Genomic DNA, 26,715 nt, shown 5'->3' with positions numbered 1-26,715 from the left:
GCCATAGCGAGGTGGTCCCACGCCTTCCCATCCCGAACAGGACCGTGAAACACCTTAGCGCCGATGATAGTGTGGCATTCGCCATGTGAAAGTAGGACACCGCCAGACGCCCCATCCGCAGACCCCCGACTCCATGAGTCGGGGGTTTTGCTTTGCGCGCTCAGAAAGCCCAGCGCAGGTTGACGGTCGTGACGGCAACGTCGCCCTGCATGCTGCCGACCTGGCCTTTTGGTATGTAGCCAAGCTCAAGTGCCAGTGGCCCGTAGCCGAGCGTCGCCAGCGGCAATGCAGCAAAGCCGTCTATTCCCGAGCCGTGCAGATAGCCTGCCAGCACGACCAGCCCCACTTCCCAGCGTCCGCCCAGTGGCCATGTCCGGCGCCAGCCTGCTGCCATGAACGCGGCCGTCTCGTCGTAGGAGTCGCGATACACGCCAGCGCGTACCAGCGGCATGCCACCCGCCAGCAATGATTGATCCCAGCCCCACTCGACGCCAGCGCCCGGGTTGAACGATTCGAACTCGCAACGGTACTTGCGGGTGTCGCAACCGCTATGATGCGAGGCGCCGAATACCAGCAGTGCGGGAGAGGCCAGTAGTTGGCCGGAAAGGGCCAGTGCCGGAACCAGCAAGAGTGAGCGGATATGCATCTGGCTTTTCTCCATGCGATTTTTCAGCATAGAAGTTAATTGCGATCTGGCCTTGAAAATTTGGAAATTGAAAGGGTGTGTTTTGTCAAGGGTCCGCCCTTGAAAATGCGGCTTTGTCGCCCAAGATGTGAAGACATCCATTCGTTTTGGGGAATAATTCATGCGTTTTGACAAATTGACGACAAAGTTTCAGCAGGCCCTGGCGGACGCGCAGAGCCTGGCGCTGGGTTTTGATGCCGGCTTTATCGAGCCGGTGCACTTGTTGCAGGCGATGCTCGACGATGCGGATGGCGGCGTGACCGGCCTGTTGCAGCGTGCCGGTGTCAACGTCGCCGCCTTGCGCGGCAGCGTGAGCCAGGCGGTGGAGCGCCAGCCCAAGGTGCAGGGTACCGGCGGCGAGATCACCGTTTCACGCGACCTTGGCAACCTGCTCAATCTGGCGGACAAGGCTGCGATCAAGCGCGGTGACGAGTTCATCGCCAGCGAGATGTTCCTCTTGGCGCTGCTCGACGACAAGGGCGAGGCGGGGCGGCTGTTCAAGCAGGCGGGTGCCAGCAAGGCAGCGCTGGAAGCAGCGATCAGCGCGGTACGCGGTGGCGAGAGTGTTGCCAGCCAGGACGCCGAGAGCCAGCGCGAGGCTCTGAAGAAGTACACGCTCGACCTGACCGAGCGCGCACGTGCCGGCAAGCTCGACCCGGTGATCGGCCGCGACGACGAGATCCGCCGCGCGATCCAGGTGCTGCAGCGGCGTACCAAGAACAATCCGGTGCTGATCGGCGAGCCGGGGGTCGGCAAGACGGCCATCGTCGAGGGGCTGGCGCAGCGCATCGTTAATGGTGAGGTGCCGGATAGTCTCAAGCACAAGAAACTGCTGGTGCTCGACCTGGCGGCCTTGCTTGCCGGTGCCAAGTTCCGCGGCGAGTTCGAGGAACGTCTGAAGGCGGTGCTGACCGATCTGGCCAAGGACGAAGGCAACACCATCGTCTTTATCGACGAGATCCACACCCTGGTCGGCGCCGGCAAGGCGGACGGCGCGATGGACGCGGGCAATATGCTCAAGCCTGCGCTGGCGCGCGGCGAGCTGCACTGCATGGGCGCGACGACGCTTGACGAATACCGCAAGTACATCGAGAAGGACGCTGCGCTGGAGCGGCGCTTCCAGAAGGTGCTGGTCGACGAGCCGAGCGTGGAGGACACCATCGCGATCCTGCGTGGCCTGAAGGAGAAGTACGAGATCCACCACGGGGTCGACATCACCGACCCGGCGATCGTCGCGGCGGCCGAGTTGTCGCATCGCTATATCACCGACCGCTTCCTGCCGGACAAGGCGATCGACCTGATCGATGAGGCAGCCTCCCGCATCAAGATGGAGCTCGACTCCAAGCCGGAGGAGATGGACAAGCTCGACCGCCGCCTGATCCAGCTGAAGATCGAGCGCGAGGCGGTGAAGAAGGAGGACGATGAGGCCTCTCAGAAACGACTGGCCTTGATCGAAGAGGAGATCGAACGCTTGTCCAAGGAGTATTCGGACCTCGACGAGATCTGGAAGGCCGAGAAGGCGTCCCAGCAGGGCAGCCAGAGCATCAAGGAGGAGATCGACCGGCTCAAGGTCGAGATGGACGAACTCAAGCGCAAGGGTGACTGGCAGAAACTGGCCGAACTGCAGTACGGCAAGCTGCCGCAACTGGAGGCGCAGTTGACCGCCGCCGAGGCGCATAGCGACCAAGCTGTCGAAGGCCACCGCCTGCTGCGTACCGAGGTAGGGACCGAAGAGATCGCCGAGGTGATCAGCCGCATGACCGGCATCCCGGTGTCCAAGATGCTGACCGGCGAGCGCGAGAAGCTCCTGCACATGGAAGACGTGCTGCACGAACGGGTGGTCGGGCAGGACGAGGCGGTCGTCGCCGTCGCCGACGCGATCCGCCGTAGCCGCTCCGGCCTAGCTGACCCCAACAAGCCTTACGGCTCCTTCCTGTTTCTGGGGCCGACCGGCGTGGGTAAGACCGAGCTTTGCAAGACGCTGGCCGGCTTCCTGTTCGACAGCGAGGATCATCTGATCCGCATCGACATGTCCGAGTATATGGAGAAGCACTCGGTCGCCCGCCTGATCGGCGCGCCGCCGGGCTACGTCGGTTACGAGGAGGGCGGCTACCTGACCGAGCAGGTGCGGCGCAAGCCTTACAGCGTGATCCTGCTCGACGAAGTCGAGAAGGCGCACCCGGACGTGTTCAACATCCTGCTGCAGGTGCTCGACGATGGTCGCCTGACCGACGGGCAGGGCCGGACGGTGGACTTCAAGAATACGGTCGTCGTGATGACGTCGAATATCGGCAGCCAGCAGATCCAGATGATGCAGAGCGACGATTACCAGGTGATCAAGCTTGCGGTGATGGCCGAGGTGAAGACGCACTTCCGGCCGGAGTTCGTCAACCGGATCGACGAGGTGGTGGTGTTCCACGCGCTGGACGAGGCGAATATCAAGTCGATCGCGCGCATCCAGCTCAAGGGTCTCGAGGCGCGGCTGGCCAAGCTCGACCTTGAACTGCAGGTGACCGATGCCGCACTGACGCAATTGTCGGAAGCCGGTTTCGATCCGGTGTACGGCGCGCGGCCGCTCAAGCGCGCGATCCAGTCCGAACTGGAGAACCCGCTGGCCAAGGCCATTCTGGCCGGGCGCTACCCGCCGAAGGCGACGGTGCTGGTCGACGCGAAGGACGGCAAGCTGGTCTTCGAGTAAGCCGCTAGGCAGTAAAAAAGCCACGGCATGGCCGTGGCTTTTTTGCGGGCGCAAACTGCTTAGTTGATGCCGTGCATCATCTTCTTCAGCGTGCTGGAGAGCGCGAACAGGATGGCCGCGGCGGCGCCGGCCATGAACACGAACAACATGAAGAAGTCGTGCAGGTTGTTAACCGTGTAGCCGAGCAGTTCCGGGCTGGGCATGCCTGGCTCCGGGTAGAGTTCGGAGAGCATGCCGGCGAACTTGTTGGCGGCCGCGTTGGACAGGAACCAGATCCCCATCATCAGGCTGGTCAGGCGGGCAGGCGAGAGCTTGACCACCAGCGACAGGCCGATCGGCGACAGGCACAGCTCGCCGAAGGTGTGCAGCATGTAGAGGCTGACCAGCCACATCATGCTGACTTTGGTGTCGGCGGTCACACCTTCGACGCCGAACGCGATCACCAGATAACCGAAGGCGAGGAACAGCAGGCCGATCGCCATCTTCATCGGCGAGTTGGGTTCGACGCCACGGTTGCCGAGCTTGGTCCACAACCACGCAAAGATCGGCGCGAAAATCACCACCGACAGCGGGTTGATCGACTGGAAGTAGGATGCCGGCACGGTGAAGCCCAGCAGGTTGCGGTTGGTCTGCTCGGACGCGAAGAAGGTCAGCGAGGCGCCGGCCTGCTCGAAGGCGGACCAGAAGAAGATCACGAAGGCGGACAGGATCAGGATCACCGCCAGGCGCTGCTTCTCGACGCGGGTCAGTGGCTCGTGGGCGATCTTGTTGCCGGACGCGTCAACCTTGGCCTGCGGCGGCAGGCCGATCGGCTTGCCGGTCGGGTCGACCAGATGCTTGTTCTTGAACAGCAGGAACAGGACCAGTGAGAACAGCATGCCGACGCCGGCGGCGAAGAAGCCCCACTTGAAGTCGTCCGGGTTGCCGGTGTCACCCAGCGTGCCGCAGATCAGCGGCGCGATCAGCGAGCCTGCGTTGATCCCCATGTAGAAGATGGTGAACGCCGAGTCGACGCGCTTGTCGCCGACCGGGTAGAGCTGGCCGACCATGGACGAGATGTTCGGCTTGAACAGGCCGTTGCCGGCGATCAACAGGCCAAGACCGCCGTACAGGAACGGCGTGGCGGTAGCCGCGTCAGCGTGGAACAGACCCGAGGTGAACATCATGAACTGGCCGGCCGCCATCAACAGCGCCCCGACGATGATCGAGCGGCGGTTGCCCCAGTAGCGGTCGGAAATATAACCGCCCAGCAGCGGCGCCATATAGACGAGGCCGGTGAACGAACCATAGATCTCGGACGCCTGCACCTTGTCGTACATCAGCGCGTTCACCATGAAGAGGGCGAACAGCGCGCGCATGCCGTAGTAGCTGAAACGTTCCCACATCTCTGTGGCGAACAGGAGGTAAAGCCCCCTTGGATGTTGAAGCTGCATTGTTGGTCCTTTTCTCACACCCTTGATTTTTTGTATTTCGTCGCGGTCCAGCCACGATCGTGTCAATAGAGTTAACCCTTTTTGGGCGTCTAGTTCAATAGAAAATAAGCAAATACCTAAATAGAATTGATTTGTGTCGCCTTTATGAATTTTTTCACGCAAATGTGCTGCGCGGCAGACAACACCGCGTGTTCTATGCTTTGATGCTGTCTTGGCTGGCCCAAGCAGCCTGACTCATATATAGATGAAACCCGCCAAGGAACTGTCATGAACCGCGCCGCAAGCTTGTCCCGCAGGCAGCCGGCTGGCCGCCTCGCACCGAGCTGGGTCACCCTCGACCCCATGCTGGCGGATGACTTCCCACGCGACTGATCCCTCCGCCGGCCGTCCGGCCACTGCTTTGCCCCATTGCAATGAACGCCGCAGCGCAGATGCGCGCGGCAAGGAGAGATCATGTCCAGACGTATTCCCGAACCCTTCCGCATCAAGATGGTCGAGCCGATCCGGCAGACCACCGCCGAATACCGCCAGGCCAGGCTCGCCGAGGCCGGCTGGAATCCCTTCCTGCTCGACGCGGAAGACGTCTATATCGACCTGCTGACCGACTCCGGTACCGGCGCGATGTCGGACCGGCAGTGGGCCGGCCTGATGATGGGCGACGAAGCCTACGCAGGCAGCCGCAACTATCGTCACCTCGAGGCGGCGGTGGCGGAGCTGTTCGGCTACCCGTACACCATCCCCACCCACCAGGGGCGCGGCGCCGAGCAGATCCTGTTTCCGGAGCTGGTTGCACGCTGCCGAGGGCCGCGCCCGCTTTTCGTGTCGAACTACCACTTCGACACGACCAAGGCGCATGTCGAACTCTCAGGCGCGCGCGCCGTCAACGTGCTCGACGCGCGGGCGTTCGACACCACCACGCCGTACGACTGGAAGGGCAATTTCGACTTGCCCAGGCTTGAGGCGCTGCTGGACGCAGAGGGGGACAACGTCGCCGCGCTGATCGTCACCGTCACCTGCAACAGCGCCGGTGGCCAACCGGTGGCAATGGACAATATCCGCGCCGCGAGTGCCTTGGCACGCGCTCGCGGGGTGCCGGTAGTGATCGACGCCGCGCGCTTTGCCGAGAACGCGTGGTTCATCCGCGAGCGCGACCCGGCATACCGCGGCGCGGGCATTGCAGCTATCGTGCGCGAAATGTTCTCGTACGGCGACATGTTCACCATGTCGGCGAAGAAAGACGCGCTCGTCAATATCGGCGGGCTGTGCTGCTTCAGGGAGGACGAGGCGCTGTTTCGCGCGGTGCGCGTGCGCTGCGTGCCGATGGAGGGCTTTGTCACCTACGGGGGCCTGGCCGGGCGCGACATGGAGGCGCTCGCCATCGGCCTGCGCGAGGGGATGGATGAGGCTTATCTCGACTACCGCATCGGGCAGGTCGCCTACCTGGGCGAGCGCCTAGCTACTGCCGGGGTGCCGATCCAGACGCCGACCGGCGGGCACGCGGTGTTTGTCGACGCGAAGAAGATGCTGCCGCATGTGCCGGCCGGGCAATTCCCCGCGCACGCGCTTGCCTGCGCGCTCTACCTGGAGGGTGGCATCCGTGCGGTCGAGATAGGCTCCCTGCTGCTCGGGCGCAACCCGCAGACCGGCGAGCAGGAAGACAGCCCGTTCGAGCTGATGCGGCTGACCATCCCGCGCCGGGTCTATACCAACGACCACATGGATTACATCGCCGACTGCCTCGCCACGGTGCTCTCCCGCGCAGACCAGGTGCGCGGGCTGGTGTTCGAATACGAGCCGCCCATCCTGCGCCACTTCACCGCCCGTCTCAAGCCGGCCTGATAGGCACGCTCGCCAAAGAAAACGCCCCGCATCGCGGGGCGTTTGTCATGGCAGGGGAGGGTCAGCCGCCGCGCACCGTGCTGACGCGGACCCGCACGGGTTCGGTCGCCGGCAATGCCAAAGGCTGCGGCTCAGGGGTCGCCATCATCAGCTGGTTGTCGACCCACAGCTTGGCGTCGAGCCTGAGGTTGCCGCTGGTGCGTGCGTCGTAGCGCAGGGTGAACGGAATCGGCACGCCGGCCGGCTGCTCGATCAGCGTTTCGGCGAGCACCGCCGGCGCCGGGCCGTTGACGTCGAGCAACCTGACTTCGACGCGGGTCTTCGCCGGCGGCAACGCGATCCTTTCCAGGTAGTAGACCTCGCCCTTGAGCTGGGCGGCTTGATAGGGAGCGGTGCTCGCACATGCTGTGAGCCCCGCGCACAGGATGAGGGGAAGCAGTCGGCGCATCATTGTTCGACCGCCTCCAGCTTGGGCGTGCCCAGCAGCACCGCGTTACCCTCGGACGGCCGCCACTCGCCCTGCACCCGCCATTGTCCGGAAGTGTCCTCGAGGCGCAGGTACCAGTGGTTCGCGTTGTGCGGCTTGAGCGTGCCCACGTAGCGGTCCGCGCCTTGCGCGCGCAGCTCGATGGTCTGGTCGAAGCTCTCGCTCGCAGGGTGCATCAGGCGCAACAGCAGCGGGCCTTCCAGCGGCGCTTTGCTCGACGCGGTGACGCTGACGGTCTTCATGTCGGGCGAGACCAGCACCTGCGCGGTCAGCCCCATCTGGGCGGCGTGCTCGTCCCGCACCAGTTGCATGTTGATTTCCTTGCCCTGCTTGTAGTAGTCGTCACTGACCATGCCGTCGAAGGTGCTGGCGGCCAGGTAGAAAGTGGCGAAGCCGGCGACCACCACCACCGCAGGGCCGGCGATCAGGCCGAGCACCCAAGGCTCCTTGTACCAGGGGCGCGCCGCGCCGGTACTCGTTTGCATGCATTATTCTCCGATGAAACTCGATTTCTCTTCGATCTCGAAATGGTTTTCGCCGACCGATTTCACTTCGAACTCGATCTTGTGGCTGCCCTTGGGCGCGGATTCAGGCGGCGCCTGCACGCGCACTCCGATCAGCTCGTTGGCCAGCGGCGGCAGCACGATCTCGTCCTTGTCGGCGAGCAGACGGATGTCCGGCAAGCCTTCGACCGACAGCTTGAGGCGCTGTTCCTCGTCGGTGACATTGATCAGGCGGATACTGTAGCTGTTTTCCAGAAGACCGTCGTCGGTCTCGCGTACCAGCGAGGCGCGGTCGCGGATGATGTCGACCTTCAGCGGTGCGCGCATCGACAGCGAAACCAGCGCGCTGATGAGCACCAGGGCGAGCACCAGCGTGTACATCACCACGCGCGGGCGCTTCAGGCGGGAGAGGATGGCCGACTCGGGGTACTTGCCCTCGAGCGCGGCCTCGGTTGTGTAGCGGATCAGGCCGCGCGGGCTGCCGACCTTGTCCATCACCTCGTCGCAGATGTCGATGCACGCGGCGCAGCCGATGCACTCGTACTGCAGGCCGTCGCGGATGTCGATGCCGACCGGGCAGACATGGATGCACTGCTTGCAGTCGATACACTCGCCAAGGCCGGCCGCCTTGGCGTCGGTACCTTTCTTGCGCGCGCCGCGCGGCTCGCCGCGTACCGCGTCGTACGAGATGATCAGCGTGTCTTCGTCGAACATCACGCTCTGGAAGCGGGCGTACGGACACATGTACTTGCACACCTGCTCGCGCAGGCGGTTGGCCAGCAGGTAGGTGAAGCCGGCGTAGAAGAAGATCCAGAAGGTTTCCCACGGGCCGAAGGAGAAGGTCGGCAGCGCGTCGGTCAGCTCGCGAATCGGCGTGAACCAGCCGACCAGCGTGAAGCCGGTGACGAGGCTGAACGCGACCATCAGCGTTTCCTTGGTCGCCTTGATGCGGAACTTGCGCGCGCTCATGCCTTCCTTGTCGAGCTTGAGGCGGGCGTTGCGGTCGCCCTCGACCCAGTGCTCGATCCACAGCATGATCTCGGTGTACACGGTCTGCGGGCACGCGTAGCCGCACCACAGGCGTCCGGCGATGGTCGTCCACACGAAGAGGCCGAAGGCGGCGGCCATCAGGAAAGCGGCGAGGTAGACGAAGTCCTGCGGCCAGATGGTCAGCCCGAAGATGTAGAACTTGCGGTTGACCATGTCCCACAGCACGGCCTGGCGGCCGTTCCATTGCAGCCACGGCGTCGCGAAAAACACGAGCTGGGTGGCGAGGATGAACAGGATCCGCCACTTGGCGAACACGCCGCTGACGCTCTTGGGGTAGATCTTCTTGTGCGCGGCGTACAGCGACTGCAGTTCGGGTTCCTTGGGCTTGGCCGGCTCCACCTTGATCGGGATCTTCTTGAGTTCGTCTGACATCGGGGCTGCTTCCTGTGAGAAGGTTTCGCAAAGCACGCCGTGCGGACGCGCTTTGCGCAAGCTTCTCCTGCTGACCTTGCGTTCAGTATACCGTCATGTAAATTGAAAGGCCGAAAAAAGACTGCCCGCGTGGGCGGGCAGTCCCGGGTGTGGCTTACTGTGCCTTCGGGTTGTTCGACAGGCTCCACACGTACGCGGTCAGCACGTGCACCTTGTCGTCGCCGAGGAAGTCCTTCCATGCCGGCATCTGGTTCTGGCGACCGTTGGTGATGGTCTCGATGATGGTCTTCTCGGTACCACCGTACAGCCAGGTGTTGTCGGTCAGGTTCGGTGCGCCCAGCGCCTGGTTACCCTTGCCGTCGGTGCCATGGCAGGCGACGCAAACGGCGGCGAAGGTTTCCTTGCCGCGCGCAGCGCGGTCGGCGTCGTGCTTCTTGCCGGAGAGTGACATCACGTAGTGGGCGGTGTCCTTGACCTTCTCCTCACCGAACGCGGCCCCCCAAGGCGGCATCTGCCCGACGCGGCCGCTGACCAGCGTGGTGTGGATCGCCTCGGTGCTGCCGCCCCACAGCCAGTCGTTGTCGGTCAGGTTCGGGAAGCCCTTGGCGCCGCGTGCGTCCGAGCCGTGGCACTGGATGCAGTAGGTCTGGAACAGGCGCTTGCCCATTTCCTGTGCCTGCGGGTCGGCCGCGACCGCCTTCACGTCCATCGACTTGTACTTGGCGTACAGCGGCTCGTACTTGGCTTGTGCCTGCGCCACTTCTTCCTTGTACTGGCCGACGCTCGACCAGTTGCGCATGCCCTTGAAGTTGCCAAGGCCGGGGTAGAGGACCAGATAGCCGATGCCGAAGGCGATGGTCAGGTAGAACATCCACATCCACCAGCGCGGCAGCGGGTTGTTGTACTCCTCGAGGTCGTCGTCCCAGCGGTGGCCGGTGGTGTCCTCGGATTCGCCCGGCTTGTTGACCTTGGCCTTGGACTGCGTGAACAGCACCAGGGTGACCCCCAGGATGCCGACGACCACGATGAACGTGACCCAGTTGCTCCAGAAATTGCTCATTGCTTGGCTCCGTTGGAAGCGCGCTCCGGTGCTTGGCCGGACGCGTGTTCGTCGTCCATGAAGGGCAGCATCGCCGCCTCCTCATAGCGCTGTTTGGACTTTTTGCCGTATGCGCCCAGCAGGATCACGATAAACGATGCAAAGCACAGCACCGTGAACATCGAGCGCGCAAAGTTGGTCCAGTCCATGTCAGCGCACGTTCTTCAGCGCAAGACCGAGGCCCTGCAGGTAGGCGATCAGCGCGTCCATCTCGGACTTGCCTTCGACTTCGGCCTTGGCGCCGGCGATCTGCTCGTCGGTGTAAGGCACGCCGACCTTGCGCAGCGCTTCCATCTTGGCCGGGACGATCTCGGCGTCGGCCAGGTTGCGCGCGAGCCACGGGAAGCCCGGCATGTTGGACTCCGGAACCACGTCACGCGGGTTGATCAGGTGCACGCGGTGCCATTCGTCCGAGTAGCGGCCGCCGACACGGGCGAGGTCCGGGCCGGTACGCTTGGAACCCCACTGGAACGGGTGGTCGTACACCGACTCGCCGGCGACCGAGTAGTGGCCGTAGCGCTCGGTTTCCGCGCGGAACGGGCGGATCATCTGCGAGTGGCAGTTGTAGCAGCCTTCGCGGATGTAGATGTCACGGCCGGCCAGTTGCAGCGCGGTGTAGGGCTTGACGCCCTTGATCGGCTCCGTGGTCTGCTTCATGAACATCAGCGGCACGATCTCGACCAGCATCGCGATACTGATGGTCAGGAAGGTGAATACGATCAGGTAGCCGACTTTTTCTTCGATCAGTTTCTGGATCTTTTCCATGATGCGTCCTTGCCTCAGTGAGCTTGGGCGGTGACAGCCGGGATCTTGGCGTCAACCGGGCGACCAGCGGTCGCGGTGCGGAACACGTTGTAAGCCATCAGGCACATGCCGCCGAGGTAGAGGAGACCGCCGAGCAGGCGCACGAAATGGTACGGGTAGGTGACCTTGACCACTTCGGCGAACGAGTAGGTCAGGGTGCCGTCCGGGTTCAGTGCGCGCCACATCAGGCCCTGCATCACGCCGGAGATCCACAGCGCGGCGATGTAGAGCACGACGCCGACGGTGGCCATCCAGAAGTGCGCTTCGATCAGCTTGGTGCTGTACATCGCGTCACGGCCGAACAGGCGCGGGATCAGGTAGTAGATCGAACCGATGGTGATGAAGCCCACCCAGCCCAGCGCGCCGGAGTGCACGTGGCCGACGGTCCAGTCGGTGTAGTGGGACAGCGCGTTGACGGTCTTGATCGACATCATCGGGCCTTCGAAGGTCGACATGCCGTAGAACGACAGCGACACGACGAGGAACTTCAGGATCGGGTCGGTACGCAGTTTGTGCCATGCGCCGGACAGGGTCATGATGCCGTTGATCATGCCGCCCCAGCTTGGCGCCAGCAGGATCAGCGAGAACACCATGCCGAGCGACTGGGTCCAGTCAGGCAGCGCGGTGTAGTGCAGGTGGTGCGGGCCGGCCCACATATAGGTGAAGATCAGCGCCCAGAAGTGCACCACCGACAGGCGGTAGGAGTACACCGGACGGCCAGCCTGCTTCGGCACGAAGTAGTACATCATGCCCAGGAAGGCGGCGGTCAGGAAGAAGCCCACCGCGTTGTGGCCGTACCACCACTGCACCATGGCGTCGACGGCACCAGCGTACACCGAGTACGACTTCCACATGGAGACCGGGATCTCCATGCTGTTAACCACGTGCAGCAGCGCAACCGCCAGGATGAACGCACCGTAGAACCAGTTGGCCACGTAGATGTGCTTGACCTTGCGGATGGCGATGGTGCCGAAGAACACGATGGCGTAGACGACCCAGGTCACGGTGATCAGGATGTCGATCGGCCATTCGAGTTCGGCGTACTCCTTGCCGGTGGTGATCCCCAGCGGCAGGGTGACCGCGGCGAGCACGATGATGAGCTGCCACGCCCAGAAGGTGAAGGCGGCCAGCTTGTCCGAGATCAGGCGTACGTTACAGGTACGCTGGACCACGTAGTAAGAGGTGGCGAACAGTGCGCTGCCACCGAAGGCGAAGATCACGGCGTTGGTGTGCAGCGGGCGCAGGCGGCCGAAGTGCAGCCAGGGACCGATGTTCAGGTCTGGCCATACCAGCTGGGCCGCAATGATTACGCCTACCAGCATGCCGACGATACCCCACACGACGGTCATGACGGCAAACTGGCGCACCACCTTATAGTTGTAAGTGGATTGCGTTTCCATTAACGATTCTCCAAGGTTGCGAACTAAAATGTATCTCTGGTGTCATCGTTTGAACCGGAACAGGATTCCGATCTGCTAGCGATGCCGCCACATGGGGTCTGTGCCCCGATCGTGACCGCTTTTTCCGCCCGGTCAAAGTTATGGTGACTGAGGGCATGACATCCCTCTTTATCAGCACGTCATTCTATCGAATCGGCCGGATTACAGCCAGACCGGTTTGTGCGGCGCGGTAGCCCCAGTCTCGCGGAAGGTGAGCTCGCAAGTGCCCGCCGACTCATGGACTTACCATGAATTTTATTGTCATATCAGGTCGAGAATTTGACCTGGATCAACGGAAAGCCGATGCATGCGGAACTTCTGCGCGTTTGCACCGCTTTCCCTGCCGGAAAGACTGCCTCCGATGAAATCTCCCGTCCGTTACCGCATTTCCGTCGCCTCTGCCGAGGCGCATCTGTTCGAAGTTCGCATGCTGGTCGATGCGGCGGCGCCGCAGGGGCATCTGCTGCGCCTGCCGGCGTGGATTCCGGGCAGTTACATGATCCGTGATTTTTCGCGCCACATTGTCCGCATCGAGGCGAGCTGCGACGGGCAGCCGGTCGCGCTGACCAAGCTCGACAAGGACAGCTGGCAGGCCGCGCCGACCGACGGGCCGCTCGAAGTGCGTTACGAGGTCTACGCGTACGACCTGTCGGTGCGCGGCGCCTACCTCGACACCACGCGCGGGTTCTTCAACCCGAGCAGCCTGTGCCTGTACGCCGAGGGCCTGCAGCACGGCGTGCATGAAATCGACGTGCGCGCGCCCAAGGCGCGTGCGTTGCACAACTGGCGCCTGGCGTGCGCCCTGAACGCCATCAAGGCCGACAAGGCGGGCTTCGGCCGCTACCAGGCCAAGGATTACGACGCGCTGATCGACCACCCGTTCGAGCTGGGCGAATTCGACGAAGTCAGCTTCAAGGCGTGCGGCGTGCCGCACCGGCTGGTGCTCAGCGGCCGGCACCACCATGCCGACCTCAAGCGGCTCGCACGCGACGCCAAGCAAATCTGCGAGTGCCAGATCCGCCTGTTCGGCAAGCCAGCGCCGTTCGAGCACTACCTGTTCCTGCTCTACGTCGGCGGCGGCCTCTACGGCGGGCTCGAGCACCGCAACAGCACCGCGCTGATGGCCGACCGCGACGACCTGCCCAAGCTGGGCGACGACGGCCTGTCCGACGGCTACCTGCAACTGCTGGGCCTGATCAGCCACGAGTACTTCCACAACTGGAACGTCAAGCGGATCAAGCCGGCCGCCTTCGTGCCGTACGACCTCGCGCGCGAAAACCATACCCGCTTGCTGTGGGCGTTCGAGGGGGTGACCTCGTACTACGACGACCTGACGCTGCTGCGCGCCGGGCTGATCGACGCGCCGCGCTACCTGGGCCTGCTCGCGCGCACGGTCACTTCGGTACTGCGCGGCAGTGGCCGCCTCAAGCAGACGCTGGAAGCGTCGAGCTTCGACGCGTGGACCAAGTACTACAAGCAGGACGAGAACAGCCCGAACGCGATCGTCAGCTACTACGCGAAAGGTTCTCTGGCCGCGCTCGCGCTCGACCTGACCATCCGCCGCGACAGCGACGGCCGCCATACGCTCGACGACGTGATGCGCGCGCTGTGGCGGCGCGAGCGCGAAGCGGGGCAGGGTATCGGCGAGGACGAGTGGGAGGCGATCGCGAGCGAGACCACCGGGCTGCCGCTGGCCGGTTTCTTCGAGCAAGCGCTGCGCAGCACCGAGGACCTGCCATTGGCCGAACTCTTAGTTACGCAGGGCGTGACGCTGCAACTGGTGGCCGCGGCCAGCGCTGCCGACCGCGGCGGCGTCGAGACCCGCCCCGCAAAGTCGGGCAAGCGGGTCACGCTCGGCGTAAAATGCGCGCCGGAAGCGTCGGGCGTGCGCCTTCTGCAGGTATTCGACGGCGGCGCGGCGCAGCGCGCGGGGCTCTCCGGCGGCGACGTGATCGTCGCGCTGGACGGCCTGCGCCTCACCGACCTCGAGCGCGCGCTCGCCAATCGCGTGGCCGGCGAGGTGGTCGCCGTGCACGCGTTCCGTCGTGACGAACTGATGCGTTTCGACGTCGAGTTGCAGGCGGCGCCGGAAGACACTTGCTACCTTGCGCTGGCCGACGCCGGCTGCGCGTGGCTGCAACAGCAATGAAAAGCGGGAGACAAAGATGACCAGCCAGAAAACGACCAAATACCGCAAGGACTACCAGGCGCCGGCCTTCTCGATCGACAAGGTCGACCTGACCTTCGACATCGGCGAGACGCTCACCCGGGTGCACGCGCGCCTGGTGATGCGCGCGCTCGCGGGTGCCGGGCAGACGCTGCGCCTGGACGGTTCGGCCAGGCTCGTCTCGCTGACGCTGGACGGCGAGCGGCTGGACGAAACGCGCTACCGCACGGGCGAAGAACACCTCGAGATCGATGCGGTGCCGGACGGCTTCATCCTGGAGGTCGAGACCGAAATCGACCCGGCGGCCAATACCAGCCTGATGGGGCTGTATGCGTCCGGCGGCAACCTGTTCACCCAGTGCGAGCCCGAGGGCTTCCGCAAGATCACCTACTACCTCGACCGCCCGGACGTGATGTCGAAGTTCACCACCACCATCATCGCCGACAAGCAGGCCTACCCGGTGCTGCTCTCCAACGGCAACAAGGTCGGCGAGGGGATGACCGACAAGAAGCGGCACTGGGTGAAGTGGGTCGACCCGTACAAGAAGCCGGCCTACCTGTTCGCGCTGGTCGCGGGCAAGCTCTCGGCGCTGAAGGACAGCTTTATCACCCGTTCCGGGCGCAAGGTCGCGCTGGAGATCTGGACCGAGCCGGCCGACCTCGACAAGTCGCAGCACGCGATGGCGTCGCTAAAGAAGTCGATGCGCTGGGACGAGACCCGCTTCGGCCTCGAGTACGACCTCGACATCTACATGATCGTCGCGGTCGGCGACTTCAATATGGGGGCGATGGAGAACAAGGGCCTCAACATCTTCAATACCAAGTACGTGCTGGCGCGCCAGGACACCGCGACCGACGCCGATTTCGACGGCGTCGAGAGCGTGATCGGCCACGAGTACTTCCACAACTGGACCGGCAACCGCGTGACCTGCCGCGACTGGTTCCAGCTGTCGCTGAAGGAAGGCCTGACCGTGTTCCGCGACCAGGAGTTCTCCGCCGACATGGGCAGCCGCGCGGTCAAGCGCATCGAGGACGTGAAGGCGCTGCGCGCGCTGCAGTTCCCCGAGGACGCCGGCCCGACCGCGCATCCGATCCGGCCGGATGCCTACATCGAGATGAACAACTTCTACACGATGACGGTGTACGAGAAGGGTGCCGAGGTGGTGCGCATGTACCACACGCTGCTGGGCGAAGAGGGCTTCCAGAAGGGCATGGCGCTCTACTTCAAGCGCCACGACGGGCAGGCGGTGACCTGCGACGACTTCCGTGCGGCGATGGCCGACGCCAACGGTGTCGACCTCACCCAGTTCGCGTTGTGGTACAGCCAGGCCGGCACCCCGCTGCTCAAGGTCTCGCTCGAGCACGACGCAGTGCGCGCCGAGGCAGTGCTGACCATCGAGCAGCGCGTGCCGCCGACGCCGGGACAGGCCGACAAGCAGCCGCTGCACATCCCGTTCGCGATGGCGCTGATCGGCCGCGACGGCAAACCCTTGCCGCTGGTGTTGGAAGGCGAGGTACCGGGCGACGGCGGCGACGCCGGTTCGGTCAGCCGCGTGCTCGACGTGCGCCGCGCGCGCGAGGTGTTCCGCTTTAGCGGCGTCGCGCACAAGCCGGTGCCTTCGCTGTTGCGCGGCTTCTCGGCGCCGGTGCGCCTCGACTACGACTGGCGCGACGACGAGCTGGCCTTCCTGATGGCGCACGACGGCGACACCTTCAGCCGCTGGGAGGCGTCGCAGGAACTGGCGCGGCGCATCCTGTTGCGCGCGGTGGCCGACCTGGCCGCCGGCCGCCAGCGCGCGCTGTCGCAGACCTTTGTCGACGCAGTCGGCGCGGTGCTCGCCAACCAGCGGCTCGACCCGGCGTTCCGCGCGCTGATGCTGACCCTGCCTTCCGAAGCCGACCTGATCGAGCTTGTCGACGCCGCCGACCCCGCGCTGATCTGCCGCGCGCGAGCGGGCGTGCTGAACGAGCTCGCGCAGCAGTTGCGCGGCCAGTGGCGCGAGGCCTTCGACCTGAACCAGACCCGCGGCGCCGAAGTGGCCGACGCCGGCAAGCGCGCGCTGAAAAACGTCGCGCTCGCGATGCTGTGCCGCCTGCCGGACGTGTGGCCGCTGGAAGGGGCACGCAAGCAGTACGAGACGGCGGACAATATGACTGATACCATGGGCTCGCTTATTGCGCTGCGCGACCGCGGTTGCGACGCGCGCGAGCACTGCCTCGCCGACTTCGCGCGGCGCTGGCAGCACGATGCGCTGGTGATGGACAAGTACTTCACGCTGGTCGCGGCGAGCCAGCTGCCGGACACCCTGTGTGCGGTCGAGGCCGCGCTCGCCCACCCGGCGTTCTCGCTGAAGAACCCGAACAAGGCGCGCAGCCTGCTCGGCACCTTCGGCCGCAACGTCGCGGCTTTCCACGCCGCGGACGGCGCGGGCTACCGCTTCCTCGCCGACCAGGTACTCGCCATCGACGCGTTCAACCCGCAGGTGGCAAGCCGGCTGGTGCAGGCGTTCAACCGCTGGCGCCGTATCGAGCCCGTGCGCGGCGCGCTGATGCAGGGCGAGCTCGAACGCATCCTCGCGCACGAAGGCTTGTCGGCCGACGTGTACGAGATCGTCTCCAAGAACCTCGAGGCATGAACCTGCCGTGCCGCAAGGCACGGCCAAGCAGAGGCGGGCAGAGGCCCGCCTCTTGGTTTTTCAGGAAATGAACAAGACGTACTCCCTGTCCGGCGTGCTGACGCTGGCTTTTCTGTGGCTGGTGTGGGGCGGCAACTGGATCGTCACCAAGCTCGGCCTCGCCTATGCCAGTGCCGCGCAACTGGGGCTGATGCGCACCGTGCTGGCGGTGCTCACCCTCGGCCTGATCATGTTTTTCACGCACCGGCCGTTCAAGCCCACGCCCTTCGTGCCGACCTTCCTGCTCGGGCTCACGCAGACGGCGGGCTTCGTGCTGCTGACCAACCTCGCGCTGGTCGCCGGCGGCGCCGGCAAGGTGTCGGTGCTCTGCTACACCATGCCGTTCTGGACGCTCTTGATGGCGCGGCTATGGCTGGGTGAACGGCTGTCCCGTTTGCAGTGGCTGGCGGTCGGCCTCGCCTTCGTCGGCCTGATCGCCATCCTCGAGCCGTGGAGCCTGTCCGGTAGCTGGCTCTCCGACCTGTTGGCGGTCGGCGGGGGACTGGTGTGGGCCGCTGCCGCGATCATCGCCAAGCGCCTGCGCATCCGTCACCGTGTCGACACGCTGGGGCTGACCTTCTGGCAGATGCTGTACGGCGCGATTCCGCTCGTGCTGCTGCTGCCGCTGTTTCCGGCGGCCGCGCCGGTGCGCTGGTCGCCCGAACTTGCCGCGGTGCTGGTGTTCTCCGGCGTGCTGGCCGGCGGCCTGGGCTGGCTTGCCTGGATGCTGCTCTTGAGTAAGTTGTCGGCCGGCATGGCCGGCCTCAACATCCTGGCGATCCCGGCGGTGGCGGTGTTGTTGGCGTGGGCGACCTTCGGCGAGACGCCGAGCGACGCCGAGGCGTTCGGCATGGCACTGGTCGCGCTCGCGCTGACTTTGCTTGCCGCGCTGACCTTGTGGAAGGAAACCCAGGTGCAGCCTGCTAAAAATTTATAGAAAGATGTTGACGGACCAGCAGGGGTGCAGTTATATTAGCGCCTCACTGATCGCGGAGAGATGCCGGAGAGGCTAAACGGCCCTGACTCGAAATCAGTGGGCGGCGTATGCCGCACGTGGGTTCGAATCCCACTCTCTCCGCCAGTACCAACATCAAAGCCCTGACGCGTCAGGGCTTTTTTGTCGTCTGCGCGCACCATGTCAATGGTGTATCTTGTGCGCTGCGTCGCGGCAGACTTGTCGCGGGCTTGCCCATTCATCCTGCGGATCCATTGCCATGCATCGACTGTTACTCCTGGAAGACGAGCCTGACCTGCAAGAGGAACTGGCCGATTTCCTGTGCGCGCGCGGCTGGCAGGTGTTGGCCGCGTCGACGATCGCCGAGGCCGAGGCCCTCGCAGGGCAAGCCGCGATGGCGGTGTGCGACGTGATGCTGCCCGACGGCAGTGGCTTCGACTTCGCCGCACGCCTGCGTGCGCGGTCGGTGCAGTACGGTATCGTGATGCTGACCGCGCGCGGCGCGACGCAGGACGTGGTCGCCGGCCTGCAAGGCGGCGCCGACCATTACCTGGTTAAGCCGGTCAACCTGCTGCAACTGGATGCGACCTTGCAGGCGCTGTCCCGGCGGGTGGGGCTGGCCAGCTGGCGACTTGTGCGTGCCAGTCGCAGCCTGTGCGCGCCGGGTTTGCCGCCGTTCGAGTTGTCTGCCGGCGAATGGTCGTTGCTGGAAGCGCTGGCAGAGGCAACTGGCGAGTCCGTCAGTCGCCGTGCGATCGTCGAGGCGCAGGGGCACGACTGGCTGGACTACGACCAGCGCCGGCTGGACACCCAGGTTAGCCGTCTGCGCCAGCGCTGGCGCGAGTACGCCGGGGGCGAGTTGCCGCTGAAGACCGTGCACGGCGCGGGTTACGCGCTGACGGTCTCCGTCGTGCTGGGATGAGCTTCGGCTGCACGCCTTGGCAGGCGCAGGCAGGCGCAGCAGCCGCCACCTTCCTGGTTGTCCACACTCAGGCTGCCGCCTTGCCAGGCGAGCATCTGCCGTGCCAGTGGCAGGCCCTGGCCGCTGCCCGCGTGGCGGGCGGATTCGCTGCCGCGAAAGCCGTGCTCGAACAGGCGGGGCAACTCGTCAGGCCGGATGCCAGGCCCGTTGTCGCGGATGCACAGCAGCAGCGTGTCGCCTTCGAGCATGCCGCCCAGCCGGATTTCGCTGCCGGCCGGCGTGTACTTGACCGCGTTGTCCGCCAGCGTGCGCAGCGCGAGCGTGGTCAGCGCCGGGTCGCATACCCAGCTTGCGGGCAGGCTGCTGGCATCGACCACGATGCGGTGCGTGTCGCTGACGATGGCGGCTGCGCGTGCGGCGTCTTCCAGCAGTGCGGCGGGCGAGCACTCGATGGCCTCGATACGCTTGCGCGCGAGGGTGAAGCGGGTATCGCTCAGCGCGTCCTGCAGCAGCAGGGTCAGCCGCTGGCTGGCAGCCAGGATCTTCTGGTAGCGCTGGCGGGTGCGCTCGCCCACCGCCTGTGCGTCTCCCGTGCCCAGCAGCAGGTTTTGCGCGGCGCTGTCGATCACTGCCAGCGGGGTGCGCAGCTCGTGCGACACCGTCGCCAGGAACTGCTGCTGTTGCTGCTGTGCACGCCGCTCGAGCAATAGCGCGCCTTCCACCTGTTCCATCGCCTCCTTCAGCGCCCCGGTGCGTTCGGCCACCTGCTGCTCTAGCCGCTGCTCGGCCTCCAGCGCCACCCTGAGCGCCTCGGTCTGCGCCGCTTCCTTTTCGGCGCGCAGGTCGGTGTAACGCCAGGTAATGGCCGCATTCATGATCAGGAAAAACGCCATCATCCCCAGATAGTGCGCGTTGTCACTCAGCAGCCCCGGTTCGATCAGGCCCGTGTTGCGCGCCAGCCGCAGGCTGATGCCGCCAAGAAACAGCCCCTGCACCAGGAGTAGCGGCCGTGCGGCACGGTTGCCTTGTGCGAACTGCCATAGCGAAACCAGCAGCAACGACAGATTGGCGGACAGCGCCCATAGCAAGTAGGCCGGGCGCAAGGCGCTGACGTTGCTCCAGATCAGCCAGGGTGCCGTCAACAGCGCGATGGCCGCGGCCAGCCAGGTTGCGCACAGCGCCGCGCGCCGCCAGCGGCCGGCATACAGCCCGAGATACTGGCAGGCAAACAGCACGCCCAGCGGGGTCGCCGCGAACCAGCTGACCACATACAGCGCATCGGTCAGCCACGGCCTGTCCGGCAGCAGGTACTGGTAGGTGTGTCCCTCGGCGCACAGCGTGCTGATGAGGTTGGCGAGTACGCACAGCGCAAACAGCGCGAAGGACAGGCTACGGGTGCGCAACCAGAACCACGCGCTGCTCACCAGCAGCACCAAGTGGATCGCGTAGAACACGCCGAACAGCAACTGTTCGCGGCCGGCTGAAGACATGAAAGAGGAGGGTGTGTGCAGCGCCCACGGAAAGCTCAGCGTGCTGGTGCTGGAAAGCCTCAGGTAAACGGTGGCCGGCAGGCCGTCCGGCCAGTCGACGCGGAACACCGGCTGGCGGTAGTCGAGCGTGCGCGCGGTGAGCGGTATCCGGTCGCCCGCGCGTTGCACCTGCCAGCGCCCGTCGCGGCCTAGCTGGTAGAACGCCACATCATCGAGCAGGGCCGAGCGCAGCTCCAGATAGCCGTACTGTTCCCCGCGTAAGGCGGGTAACGCCAGCCGCAACCAGATGGCGCCGGCGCGGTAGCCCAGTGCCGGCTGGCCGCGGGCTGCGCTAAAGGACGTTCGTGCAGCATCGGCGATGCTCAACGTGCCTTGCGGGTCGGCCAGTTGCGCCCAGCGGAGGGGGCCGGGGGCGGCCTGCACGGCCAGCGAGGGTGCCAGCAGGTATAGCGCCAGCAGCATGGCGCGGCAGAGCGAGCGCCAGAGCAGGGGGCGAGGCGCGGTCGCGGTCAGGGTGTGCATGTAAGAATTGGTAAGGTCTGCGATGGGTTTCTATTGATAGTATCGCGGCATTTTATGGCGTTGTCTTCTGTTGTTGCCCGTGCCGGGCGGCAGGCCGCCATCCCCCCAAGAGAGACCCGCATGAACAAGACCCACCGCATCGTCTGGTCGGCTGCCCGCCAGGCCTATATCGTCGCCCACGAACACGCCACCGCCTGCGGCAAGCCGGCCTCCACCCGCGCCGCAGCGGTGCTGGTGGCCGGCCTGCTGGCTGCCGCGCCGGCGCTGGCTGCTGCGCCGGCGGGTATTGACTGCCCTAACTTTTCCAACATGTGCTATGTCGACAGTACGCCTCCTAGCGGTCCAGATACAAATATCTATGTCGGCGCGGGCACCACTATCGATGCGTCGCACTCTTACTCTGGCGATGCCATTCTTGTTAAAAATGGGGCAGGCGATTCGCTTGTTTCCACACAGGTTGGCACGATAGACAACAAAGGTACGCTGCTTGCTGGCTTGTCGGTAAATCCCGACGAGGACTCGGCCGGTATCAAGGTCAGCGGTAATGTAGCCGTCAGCGGCGATATCATCCACAGCGGCACGATCAATAGCGCTACCGATCCTGGCGGTGATAGCGCGAGGGATGGTATTGCCATTGTTTCTGCCCGGCCGGATCCTATTCGTGCCTTCAATCCGGGTAGCGGCCTAGGCTCGCCGGTGATTGAAGGCGGGGTGAAGGTTGCCGCAACGGGGGTTATCTATGCGTGGAATGGCGGTAGCGGCATTCTGGTGCAAGGCGATACTTCGGATAAGGGGCAGCTGCAGATCAAGGGCGGCATCACCAACGATAACAAAATTATTGCAAAAAATAGCCCCGCTGACGCAGATGGTAACATCAATAATTATGCTGATGGTATTGATATTAATGATAGTACCGTAGGCGTGGGTGTTGTTAATAACGGAGAGATTGATGCAGGTGGTTCCGGGATTGCCGTAAACAACAGTCAGATAGATGGCCGTATCGAGAATAGCGATAATATTACTGCTGGGTCTCGTGGCGTGTCCATATTGGGATCCACGGTGACCGGTGGCATACGCAATGGTGGAACCATCAATTCCGGAGATAGTACCATCTATATCGTTGACTCGACCCTAAATCAAGGTCTAGCCAATACGGCGACAGGTACTCTTAGAAGTCAAAGCGCTGCCATCAACATCGAGAATGTGAATATTATTGGAAATATCACCAATGAGGGCTCAATGACCTCTACAGACTCCGATGGTTTCGATATTTATAACCTTAGTCTCTCTGGAGATATCAGTAACAAAAAACTTATTCAGGCGAATGGCGGTGACGGCATAGAGCTTGAAGATTCTAAAATAAATGGTTCTATTCTGAATGGCGGGACAATCAGTGCGAGCGAAAATGGTATTTTCATTGGGTCGGACGGAGGTGACATGGAGATTGGTGGAGACGTTCGCAACAGTGGCGAGATTGTTGCGGGTGGCTCTGGTTATGTGATTCGTGACACAACCTTGATGGGTAAGCTCGAAAATGCCAATTCCATCACGGCAGGCCGTGATGGAATTTACCTTTATTATTCAGAGATTGCAGGTAATGTAAGTAACACCTCCGATGTAAAAATAACCGTCAACCCAGAGGAGTCAGGTTGGTTTGGTGCCATCAAAATGCACGCCGGGAAAGTGTATGGGGGTATGCTGAATGCTGGTACGTTGGACGCTACCACCGGTAATGCTGGTATTATCCTGCTGGATAATGCAGAAATTCTCGGCGATATACATAACAGCGGGGCTATTTATTCTGGCGGAGACGGGATTTATCTGGGTGGTGACGGAGATGTTAAGGTTCACGGCCGTCTTATCAATAGCGGAGACATCATTGCGAAGGACTACGGTGTTTTTCTCCAAGAGAAATCAACTATAGGTGGCATTGAAGTCTCCGGCCGTATCGAGGCAGGGAAGGATGCTCTTCATCTTACTGAAGAGTCGGGCGTCACAGGTTTGAGCATCGCGGGTTCTGTCAACAAAAAAGCCGTGCTTGACGGCGAACGGTTTTCGATGTTTGCACAGGGTGTAACGCAAAAAAACAATTGGGAGTGCGTTAGCTCCGGTTTAGGTATGCAGTGCGGCTTTATTACTGTTAATGTTCCAGCACTCAGCTTCGGCGGTATCGCCCTCGCCGGCAGTACCCGCATTATTGGCGACGTCTACGCCCAGGCCGACGCGCTGACGGTCACCGGGGGCGACAACCGCATCAGCGGTGCGCTCGATGTGAAGCAATTGACGGTGGAAAGTGGTGGTGAGCTGGTGCTGGGCAGCCTGGCGTCCAGCAGCAAGGCGTGGAAGGGCGCGCATCAGGACGCGGATGTGACCGGTCTGCCTGTCCTTGCCGATGCGCTGAAGACCACCGGCGGCGTTGCCAACAACGGCCGGTTGGTGCTGGCCAAGGCGGACAGCTACCAGATTATCGGCAATTACAGCCAGACAGCCGACGCGACGCTGGCGGTGCGCGCCACCGACGCCACCACTTACAGCCAGTTGAAAGTCGATGGCACCGCGAAGCTGGCTTCTGGCACCAAGATCGACGTCGACGTACAGTCTGGTGTCGAGTTTAAAAGTGATCGTCTGCCGGGCGTGATCCAGGCCAGTGCGCTAGATAGCGATGGAAAGTTTATCGTCAGCGACAACTCGGCGCTGTTCGACTTTGGCGGTGAGAAGGTCGGCAACAATGTCGATCTGGTGCTCAAGCGCGCGCAAGGCGACAAGAAGCCGGTGTATCTGGAGCAGATCGTCAAGGACAACAAGGGTTCGGTGCCGCTGGCCAGCCAGGACGCGGCGCGGGTGCTGGACAAGGTGATCGATCGTTTTGAAAGCGGCAGCGCCGGCGCGATGGCGCCAGTGGTGTCCGCGCTGATCAAACTGGGCTCTGATGCCGAGCTTGCCCAGGCGGTGGAGCAACTGACGCCGGCCCTGCCGTCGGCGGCGCTGTCGGCGGTTAGCGACAGCCTGGGCGCGATCAACCGCGTGGTGCAGGCGCGGGTCGAGGGCAATATCGGCCTGTCGTCCGGCGATGAGCTGTCCGCCGAGCGCTATGTGTGGGTGAAGCCGTTCGGCTCTTACGCCAAGCAGGATGCGCGCAGTGAAACGGCCGGCTTCAAGGCCAATACCGGCGGGCTGGTGTTCGGCGCCGATGCGGCGCTCAGTCCTAAGCTGCGCTTGGGTGCGGCATTTGCTTACGCGCACAGCGATGTGGACGGCAAGTCGGCCTCCGCCCCGCAGTCGTCCAAGGTCGACGTGTACCAACTAATCGGCTACGGCAGCGTGCAACTGGATGGCAATACCGAGTTCAACTTCCAGCTCGACGGCGGGCGCAACCGTAACCAGGGCGAGCGCCAGCTGCCGTTCATGGGGCTGACCGCCAGCTCGGATTACGACAGCCTGAGCTACCACCTGGGCGCCGGCATCGGCCGAACCTTCGCCTTACAGGGCGCGGCGAGCACCACGCCGTCGCTGCGTCTGGATTACACCCGCATCAAGGAAGACGGCTACAGCGAGACGGGTGCCGGCGCGGCCAATCTTACCAACGGCAAGCGTTCGGTCGAGCAGACGCTGCTGGCCTTCGACAACCGGGTGACGCTGCCGCTGAACGAGCGCCAGTCGGTGTCGCTCAACGCGGGTGCCGCCTACGACCTGATGGACGACGGCGCGACGCTGACCTCGGCCTTTGCCGGCGAGCCGGGCACGGTGTTCTCGACGGCGGCGGCCGGGCAGAGCCGCTGGCTGTGGCGCGCGGGTCTGGGCTACACCTACAAGGCCGATACCGGCAAGGGCGGCCTGGAGCTGACCACACGTCTGGACGGCGAATGGCGCAAGGGCGGTTACAGCAACGCCACCGCGTCGGTCAAGGCGCGCTACGCATTCTAAGGAGAAGCTGTTTGACCTCTGGTCAATCCAGGCAAAGCCGCGGCAGGGTCCGCGGCTTTTTTGCAGTCTGCGTGCTGCTGCTCGCAGGTTGCGCCAGCGTGCTGCCAGCAGGGACGCAGACGGCCGCTGCCAGCGCGCAGGCCGACGCGCGCTGGCAGCGCCATACGCTAGCCGGGAACGGTTTGCCGTTGGCGTATTGGCAGCCGGGCAGGCTGGCGGCGGGGCAGACGCTGGTGGTGTATGTGGAGGGCGACGGTCGCGCCTACGCCAGCCGCGATATCGTCTCGGCCGACCCGACCCCGCTGCGCCCGCTGGCCTTGCAGCTGGCGCTCGCCGATGGCCGCCCGAATGTGGCCTACCTCGCCCGGCCGTGCCAGTACGGCGGGGCTGCGGTGCCGCCTTGTGCGCCGCGCTACTGGACGAGCCACCGTTTCTCTCCCGAGGTGGTCGCGCGGCTGTCGCAGGCGCTCGACGCGATGAAGGCAGACACCGGCGCGGCGGCGTTCGAACTTATCGGCTACTCCGGCGGCGGCGCACTGGCAGTGTTGCTGGCCGCGCATCGCGCCGACGTGGTGGCGCTGCAGACGGTGGCCGGCAACCTCGACCACGCCGCGTGGAGCGCGTGGCATGGCGTCACGCCGCTGTCGGGCTCTTTCAACGCGGCCGACGTTTTGCCCAAAATTGCGAATCTGCCGCAGGTGCACTGGGTCGGCCGTGACGACCGGGTGGTGCCGGCTGAACTTACCCGCGCGCTGCTGGCGCGGCAAGATCTGGCCGGGCGGCTGCGTGAAGTGGATGCCGGCCATGCGGACGGCTGGCGCGAGCGCTGGCCGGCGCTGCAGCGGCGCGAGGCTTGGCCATAAGCCTGCGCGCATTTGTTATGCTGCCACGCTGGCAGACAGACAGGAGGAGACGTTATGGCGCAGGAAATCGAACGCAAGTTCCGGGTGGCGGGTGAGTTTCGTGGCGACGCGGTCGGCGCCGAGCGTATCACCCAGGGCTACCTTTGCTCGGTGCCCGAGCGCACGGTGCGCGTGCGTATCAAGGGAAGCCAGGGCTATCTGACTATCAAGGGCATCGGCAACGAGACGGGCGCTGCCCGTTACGAATGGGAGCAGGCGATCCCGTTGGCCGACGCACAAGAGTTGCTCGCGCTATGCGAGCCGGGCGTGATCGACAAGGTCCGCCACCGGGTACCCGTGGGCGGGCATGTGTTCGAGGTCGACGAGTTTTTCGGCGAGAACGCGGGCCTCGTCGTCGCCGAGGTGGAGCTCACGAGCGAAGACGAGGCGTTCGAGCGGCCTCCGTGGCTGGGCGAGGAGGTGACCGGCGACGCGCGCTACTACAACGCGGTGCTGATGAAGCAGCCGTTCTGCCGCTGGTAAGCGGACACGGGTTTGCAGTGGGGATGGAATGTGTTGCGGGCATAAACTACTTGCATAGTATTCGCTCGCAATGAATAATGGTCCGGCAACTTTTAAGTAGAGGTTGCGCTGGCCAAGAGTCCGCGACAGGAGGGGGAACCCGATCATCGTCGCCAAAAGGGGCCAGCGCCGAAGCGTCTGCACCGTCGGGTGCGGCCGCTGGGGGCGGCTCGAACAGGGTCGTCACTGCCATAGTCTGAGCAAACTATGGAGCGCTACTGAAAGGGT

Annotated in this window: 19 protein-coding genes, 1 tRNA gene, 1 rRNA gene and 1 riboswitch; of the genes, 11 read left to right on the top strand and 10 right to left on the bottom strand. The window is 63.9% G+C overall.

The genetic code is table 11. From position 1 onward, the window contains the following. Nucleotides 1–108 (top strand): 5S ribosomal RNA (rrf, locus tag GZH52_RS09175); the annotation flags it as partial. A gap of 52 nt (nucleotides 109–160) precedes the next feature. Here rrf and GZH52_RS09170 read toward each other — a convergent pair. Beyond that, nucleotides 161–646: a hypothetical protein gene (locus GZH52_RS09170; RefSeq protein WP_163316176.1), complete on the bottom strand. Its 486-nt coding sequence runs from the start codon at nucleotides 644–646 to the stop codon at nucleotides 161–163. 160 nt (nucleotides 647–806) lie between these two features. Between GZH52_RS09170 and clpB the strand changes: the two genes are divergently transcribed. Further along, a complete protein-coding gene (gene clpB / locus GZH52_RS09165; protein ID WP_163316175.1) occupies nucleotides 807–3,383 on the top strand; it encodes an ATP-dependent chaperone ClpB in 2,577 nt (858 codons plus the stop codon). 59 nt (nucleotides 3,384–3,442) lie between these two features. Here clpB and GZH52_RS09160 read toward each other — a convergent pair whose 3' ends face one another. Beyond that, entirely contained in the window at nucleotides 3,443–4,816 is a 1,374-nt protein-coding gene (locus GZH52_RS09160) for a peptide MFS transporter (RefSeq protein ID WP_163316174.1), read from the bottom strand. A 453-nt stretch (nucleotides 4,817–5,269) separates the two neighbouring features. Between GZH52_RS09160 and GZH52_RS09155 the strand changes: the two genes are divergently transcribed. Beyond that, entirely contained in the window at nucleotides 5,270–6,655 is a 1,386-nt protein-coding gene (locus GZH52_RS09155) for a tryptophanase (RefSeq protein WP_163316173.1), read from the top strand. 61 nt (nucleotides 6,656–6,716) lie between these two features. Here GZH52_RS09155 and GZH52_RS09150 read toward each other — a convergent pair whose 3' ends face one another. From GZH52_RS09150 to ccoN, 7 genes are all read right to left on the bottom strand, one after another. Then, nucleotides 6,717–7,106 (bottom strand): YbaY family lipoprotein, encoded by a 390-nt coding sequence (locus GZH52_RS09150; RefSeq protein ID WP_203525683.1) that lies wholly within the window; start codon nucleotides 7,104–7,106, stop codon nucleotides 6,717–6,719. Continuing rightward, nucleotides 7,103–7,627: a FixH family protein gene (locus GZH52_RS09145; RefSeq protein ID WP_163316171.1), complete on the bottom strand. Its 525-nt coding sequence runs from the start codon at nucleotides 7,625–7,627 to the stop codon at nucleotides 7,103–7,105. The genes GZH52_RS09150 and GZH52_RS09145 overlap by 4 nt, the downstream gene beginning before the upstream one ends. 3 nt (nucleotides 7,628–7,630) lie before the next feature. Continuing rightward, nucleotides 7,631–9,067 (bottom strand): cytochrome c oxidase accessory protein CcoG, encoded by a 1,437-nt coding sequence (ccoG, locus tag GZH52_RS09140; RefSeq protein WP_163316170.1) that lies wholly within the window; start codon nucleotides 9,065–9,067, stop codon nucleotides 7,631–7,633. 154 nt (nucleotides 9,068–9,221) lie between these two features. Further along, nucleotides 9,222–10,127 carry a cytochrome-c oxidase, cbb3-type subunit III gene (ccoP, locus tag GZH52_RS09135; RefSeq protein ID WP_163316169.1) on the bottom strand — a complete coding sequence of 302 codons (906 nt, stop codon included), beginning with the start codon at nucleotides 10,125–10,127 and terminating at the stop codon, nucleotides 9,222–9,224. Next, nucleotides 10,124–10,315 (bottom strand): cbb3-type cytochrome oxidase subunit 3, encoded by a 192-nt coding sequence (locus GZH52_RS09130; RefSeq protein ID WP_163316168.1) that lies wholly within the window; start codon nucleotides 10,313–10,315, stop codon nucleotides 10,124–10,126. The genes ccoP and GZH52_RS09130 overlap by 4 nt, the downstream gene beginning before the upstream one ends. Nucleotide 10,316: 1 nt before the next feature. Then, entirely contained in the window at nucleotides 10,317–10,931 is a 615-nt protein-coding gene (ccoO, locus tag GZH52_RS09125) for a cytochrome-c oxidase, cbb3-type subunit II (protein WP_136555874.1), read from the bottom strand. Nucleotides 10,932–10,945: 14 nt separating this feature from the next. After that, nucleotides 10,946–12,370, bottom strand: coding sequence for a cytochrome-c oxidase, cbb3-type subunit I (ccoN, locus tag GZH52_RS09120; RefSeq protein ID WP_163316167.1), 1,425 nt, complete (start codon nucleotides 12,368–12,370; stop codon nucleotides 10,946–10,948). Between the two features lie 400 nt (nucleotides 12,371–12,770). Between ccoN and GZH52_RS09115 the strand changes: the two genes are divergently transcribed. The 5 genes from GZH52_RS09115 (at nucleotide 12,771) to GZH52_RS09095 (ending at nucleotide 19,127) form a co-directional block, all read left to right on the top strand. Next, a complete protein-coding gene (locus GZH52_RS09115) occupies nucleotides 12,771–14,558 on the top strand; it encodes a M61 family metallopeptidase (RefSeq protein ID WP_163316166.1) in 1,788 nt (595 codons plus the stop codon). A 16-nt stretch (nucleotides 14,559–14,574) separates the two neighbouring features. After that, nucleotides 14,575–17,211 (top strand): aminopeptidase N, encoded by a 2,637-nt coding sequence (gene pepN, locus GZH52_RS09110; RefSeq protein WP_163316165.1) that lies wholly within the window; start codon nucleotides 14,575–14,577, stop codon nucleotides 17,209–17,211. A gap of 67 nt (nucleotides 17,212–17,278) precedes the next feature. Continuing rightward, the gene (locus GZH52_RS09105; protein WP_163316164.1) at nucleotides 17,279–18,187 is read left to right on the top strand and encodes a DMT family transporter; all 909 of its coding nucleotides are present in this window, start codon (nucleotides 17,279–17,281) and stop codon (nucleotides 18,185–18,187) included. A 54-nt stretch (nucleotides 18,188–18,241) separates the two neighbouring features. Beyond that, nucleotides 18,242–18,331, top strand: a tRNA-Ser gene (locus GZH52_RS09100). Nucleotides 18,332–18,464: 133 nt separating this feature from the next. Beyond that, nucleotides 18,465–19,127, top strand: coding sequence for a response regulator transcription factor (locus GZH52_RS09095; RefSeq protein WP_163316163.1), 663 nt, complete (start codon nucleotides 18,465–18,467; stop codon nucleotides 19,125–19,127). Here the strand turns inward: GZH52_RS09095 and GZH52_RS09090 are convergent. Next, complete coding sequence (locus tag GZH52_RS09090) at nucleotides 19,094–21,139, bottom strand: sensor histidine kinase (RefSeq protein ID WP_163316162.1); 2,046 nt, start codon at nucleotides 21,137–21,139, stop codon at nucleotides 19,094–19,096. The genes GZH52_RS09095 and GZH52_RS09090 overlap by 34 nt on opposite strands. 120 nt (nucleotides 21,140–21,259) lie before the next feature. On the opposite strand from GZH52_RS09090, the gene GZH52_RS09085 reads away from it, so the two are divergent. The 3 genes from GZH52_RS09085 (at nucleotide 21,260) to GZH52_RS09075 (ending at nucleotide 26,448) form a co-directional block, all read left to right on the top strand. Continuing rightward, nucleotides 21,260–25,063 carry an autotransporter domain-containing protein gene (locus GZH52_RS09085; RefSeq protein WP_163316188.1) on the top strand — a complete coding sequence of 1,268 codons (3,804 nt, stop codon included), beginning with the start codon at nucleotides 21,260–21,262 and terminating at the stop codon, nucleotides 25,061–25,063. Between the two features lie 71 nt (nucleotides 25,064–25,134). Then, the gene (locus GZH52_RS09080; protein ID WP_163316161.1) at nucleotides 25,135–25,926 is read left to right on the top strand and encodes an alpha/beta hydrolase; all 792 of its coding nucleotides are present in this window, start codon (nucleotides 25,135–25,137) and stop codon (nucleotides 25,924–25,926) included. 54 nt (nucleotides 25,927–25,980) lie between these two features. Then, complete coding sequence (locus tag GZH52_RS09075; protein ID WP_163316160.1) at nucleotides 25,981–26,448, top strand: CYTH domain-containing protein; 468 nt, start codon at nucleotides 25,981–25,983, stop codon at nucleotides 26,446–26,448. Nucleotides 26,449–26,537: 89 nt separating this feature from the next. Further along, nucleotides 26,538–26,713: riboswitch (Lysine riboswitch) on the top strand. The last annotated feature ends 2 nt before the right edge of the window (nucleotides 26,714–26,715 follow it).

Origin of the sequence: Crenobacter caeni (genome assembly GCF_010435965.1) — a bacterium.
Lineage (GTDB): Bacteria > Pseudomonadota > Gammaproteobacteria > Burkholderiales > Chromobacteriaceae > Craterilacuibacter > Craterilacuibacter caeni.
The sequence above is the reverse complement of the archived record's forward strand: the minus strand, read 5'-3'. Positions and strand labels throughout refer to the sequence as shown.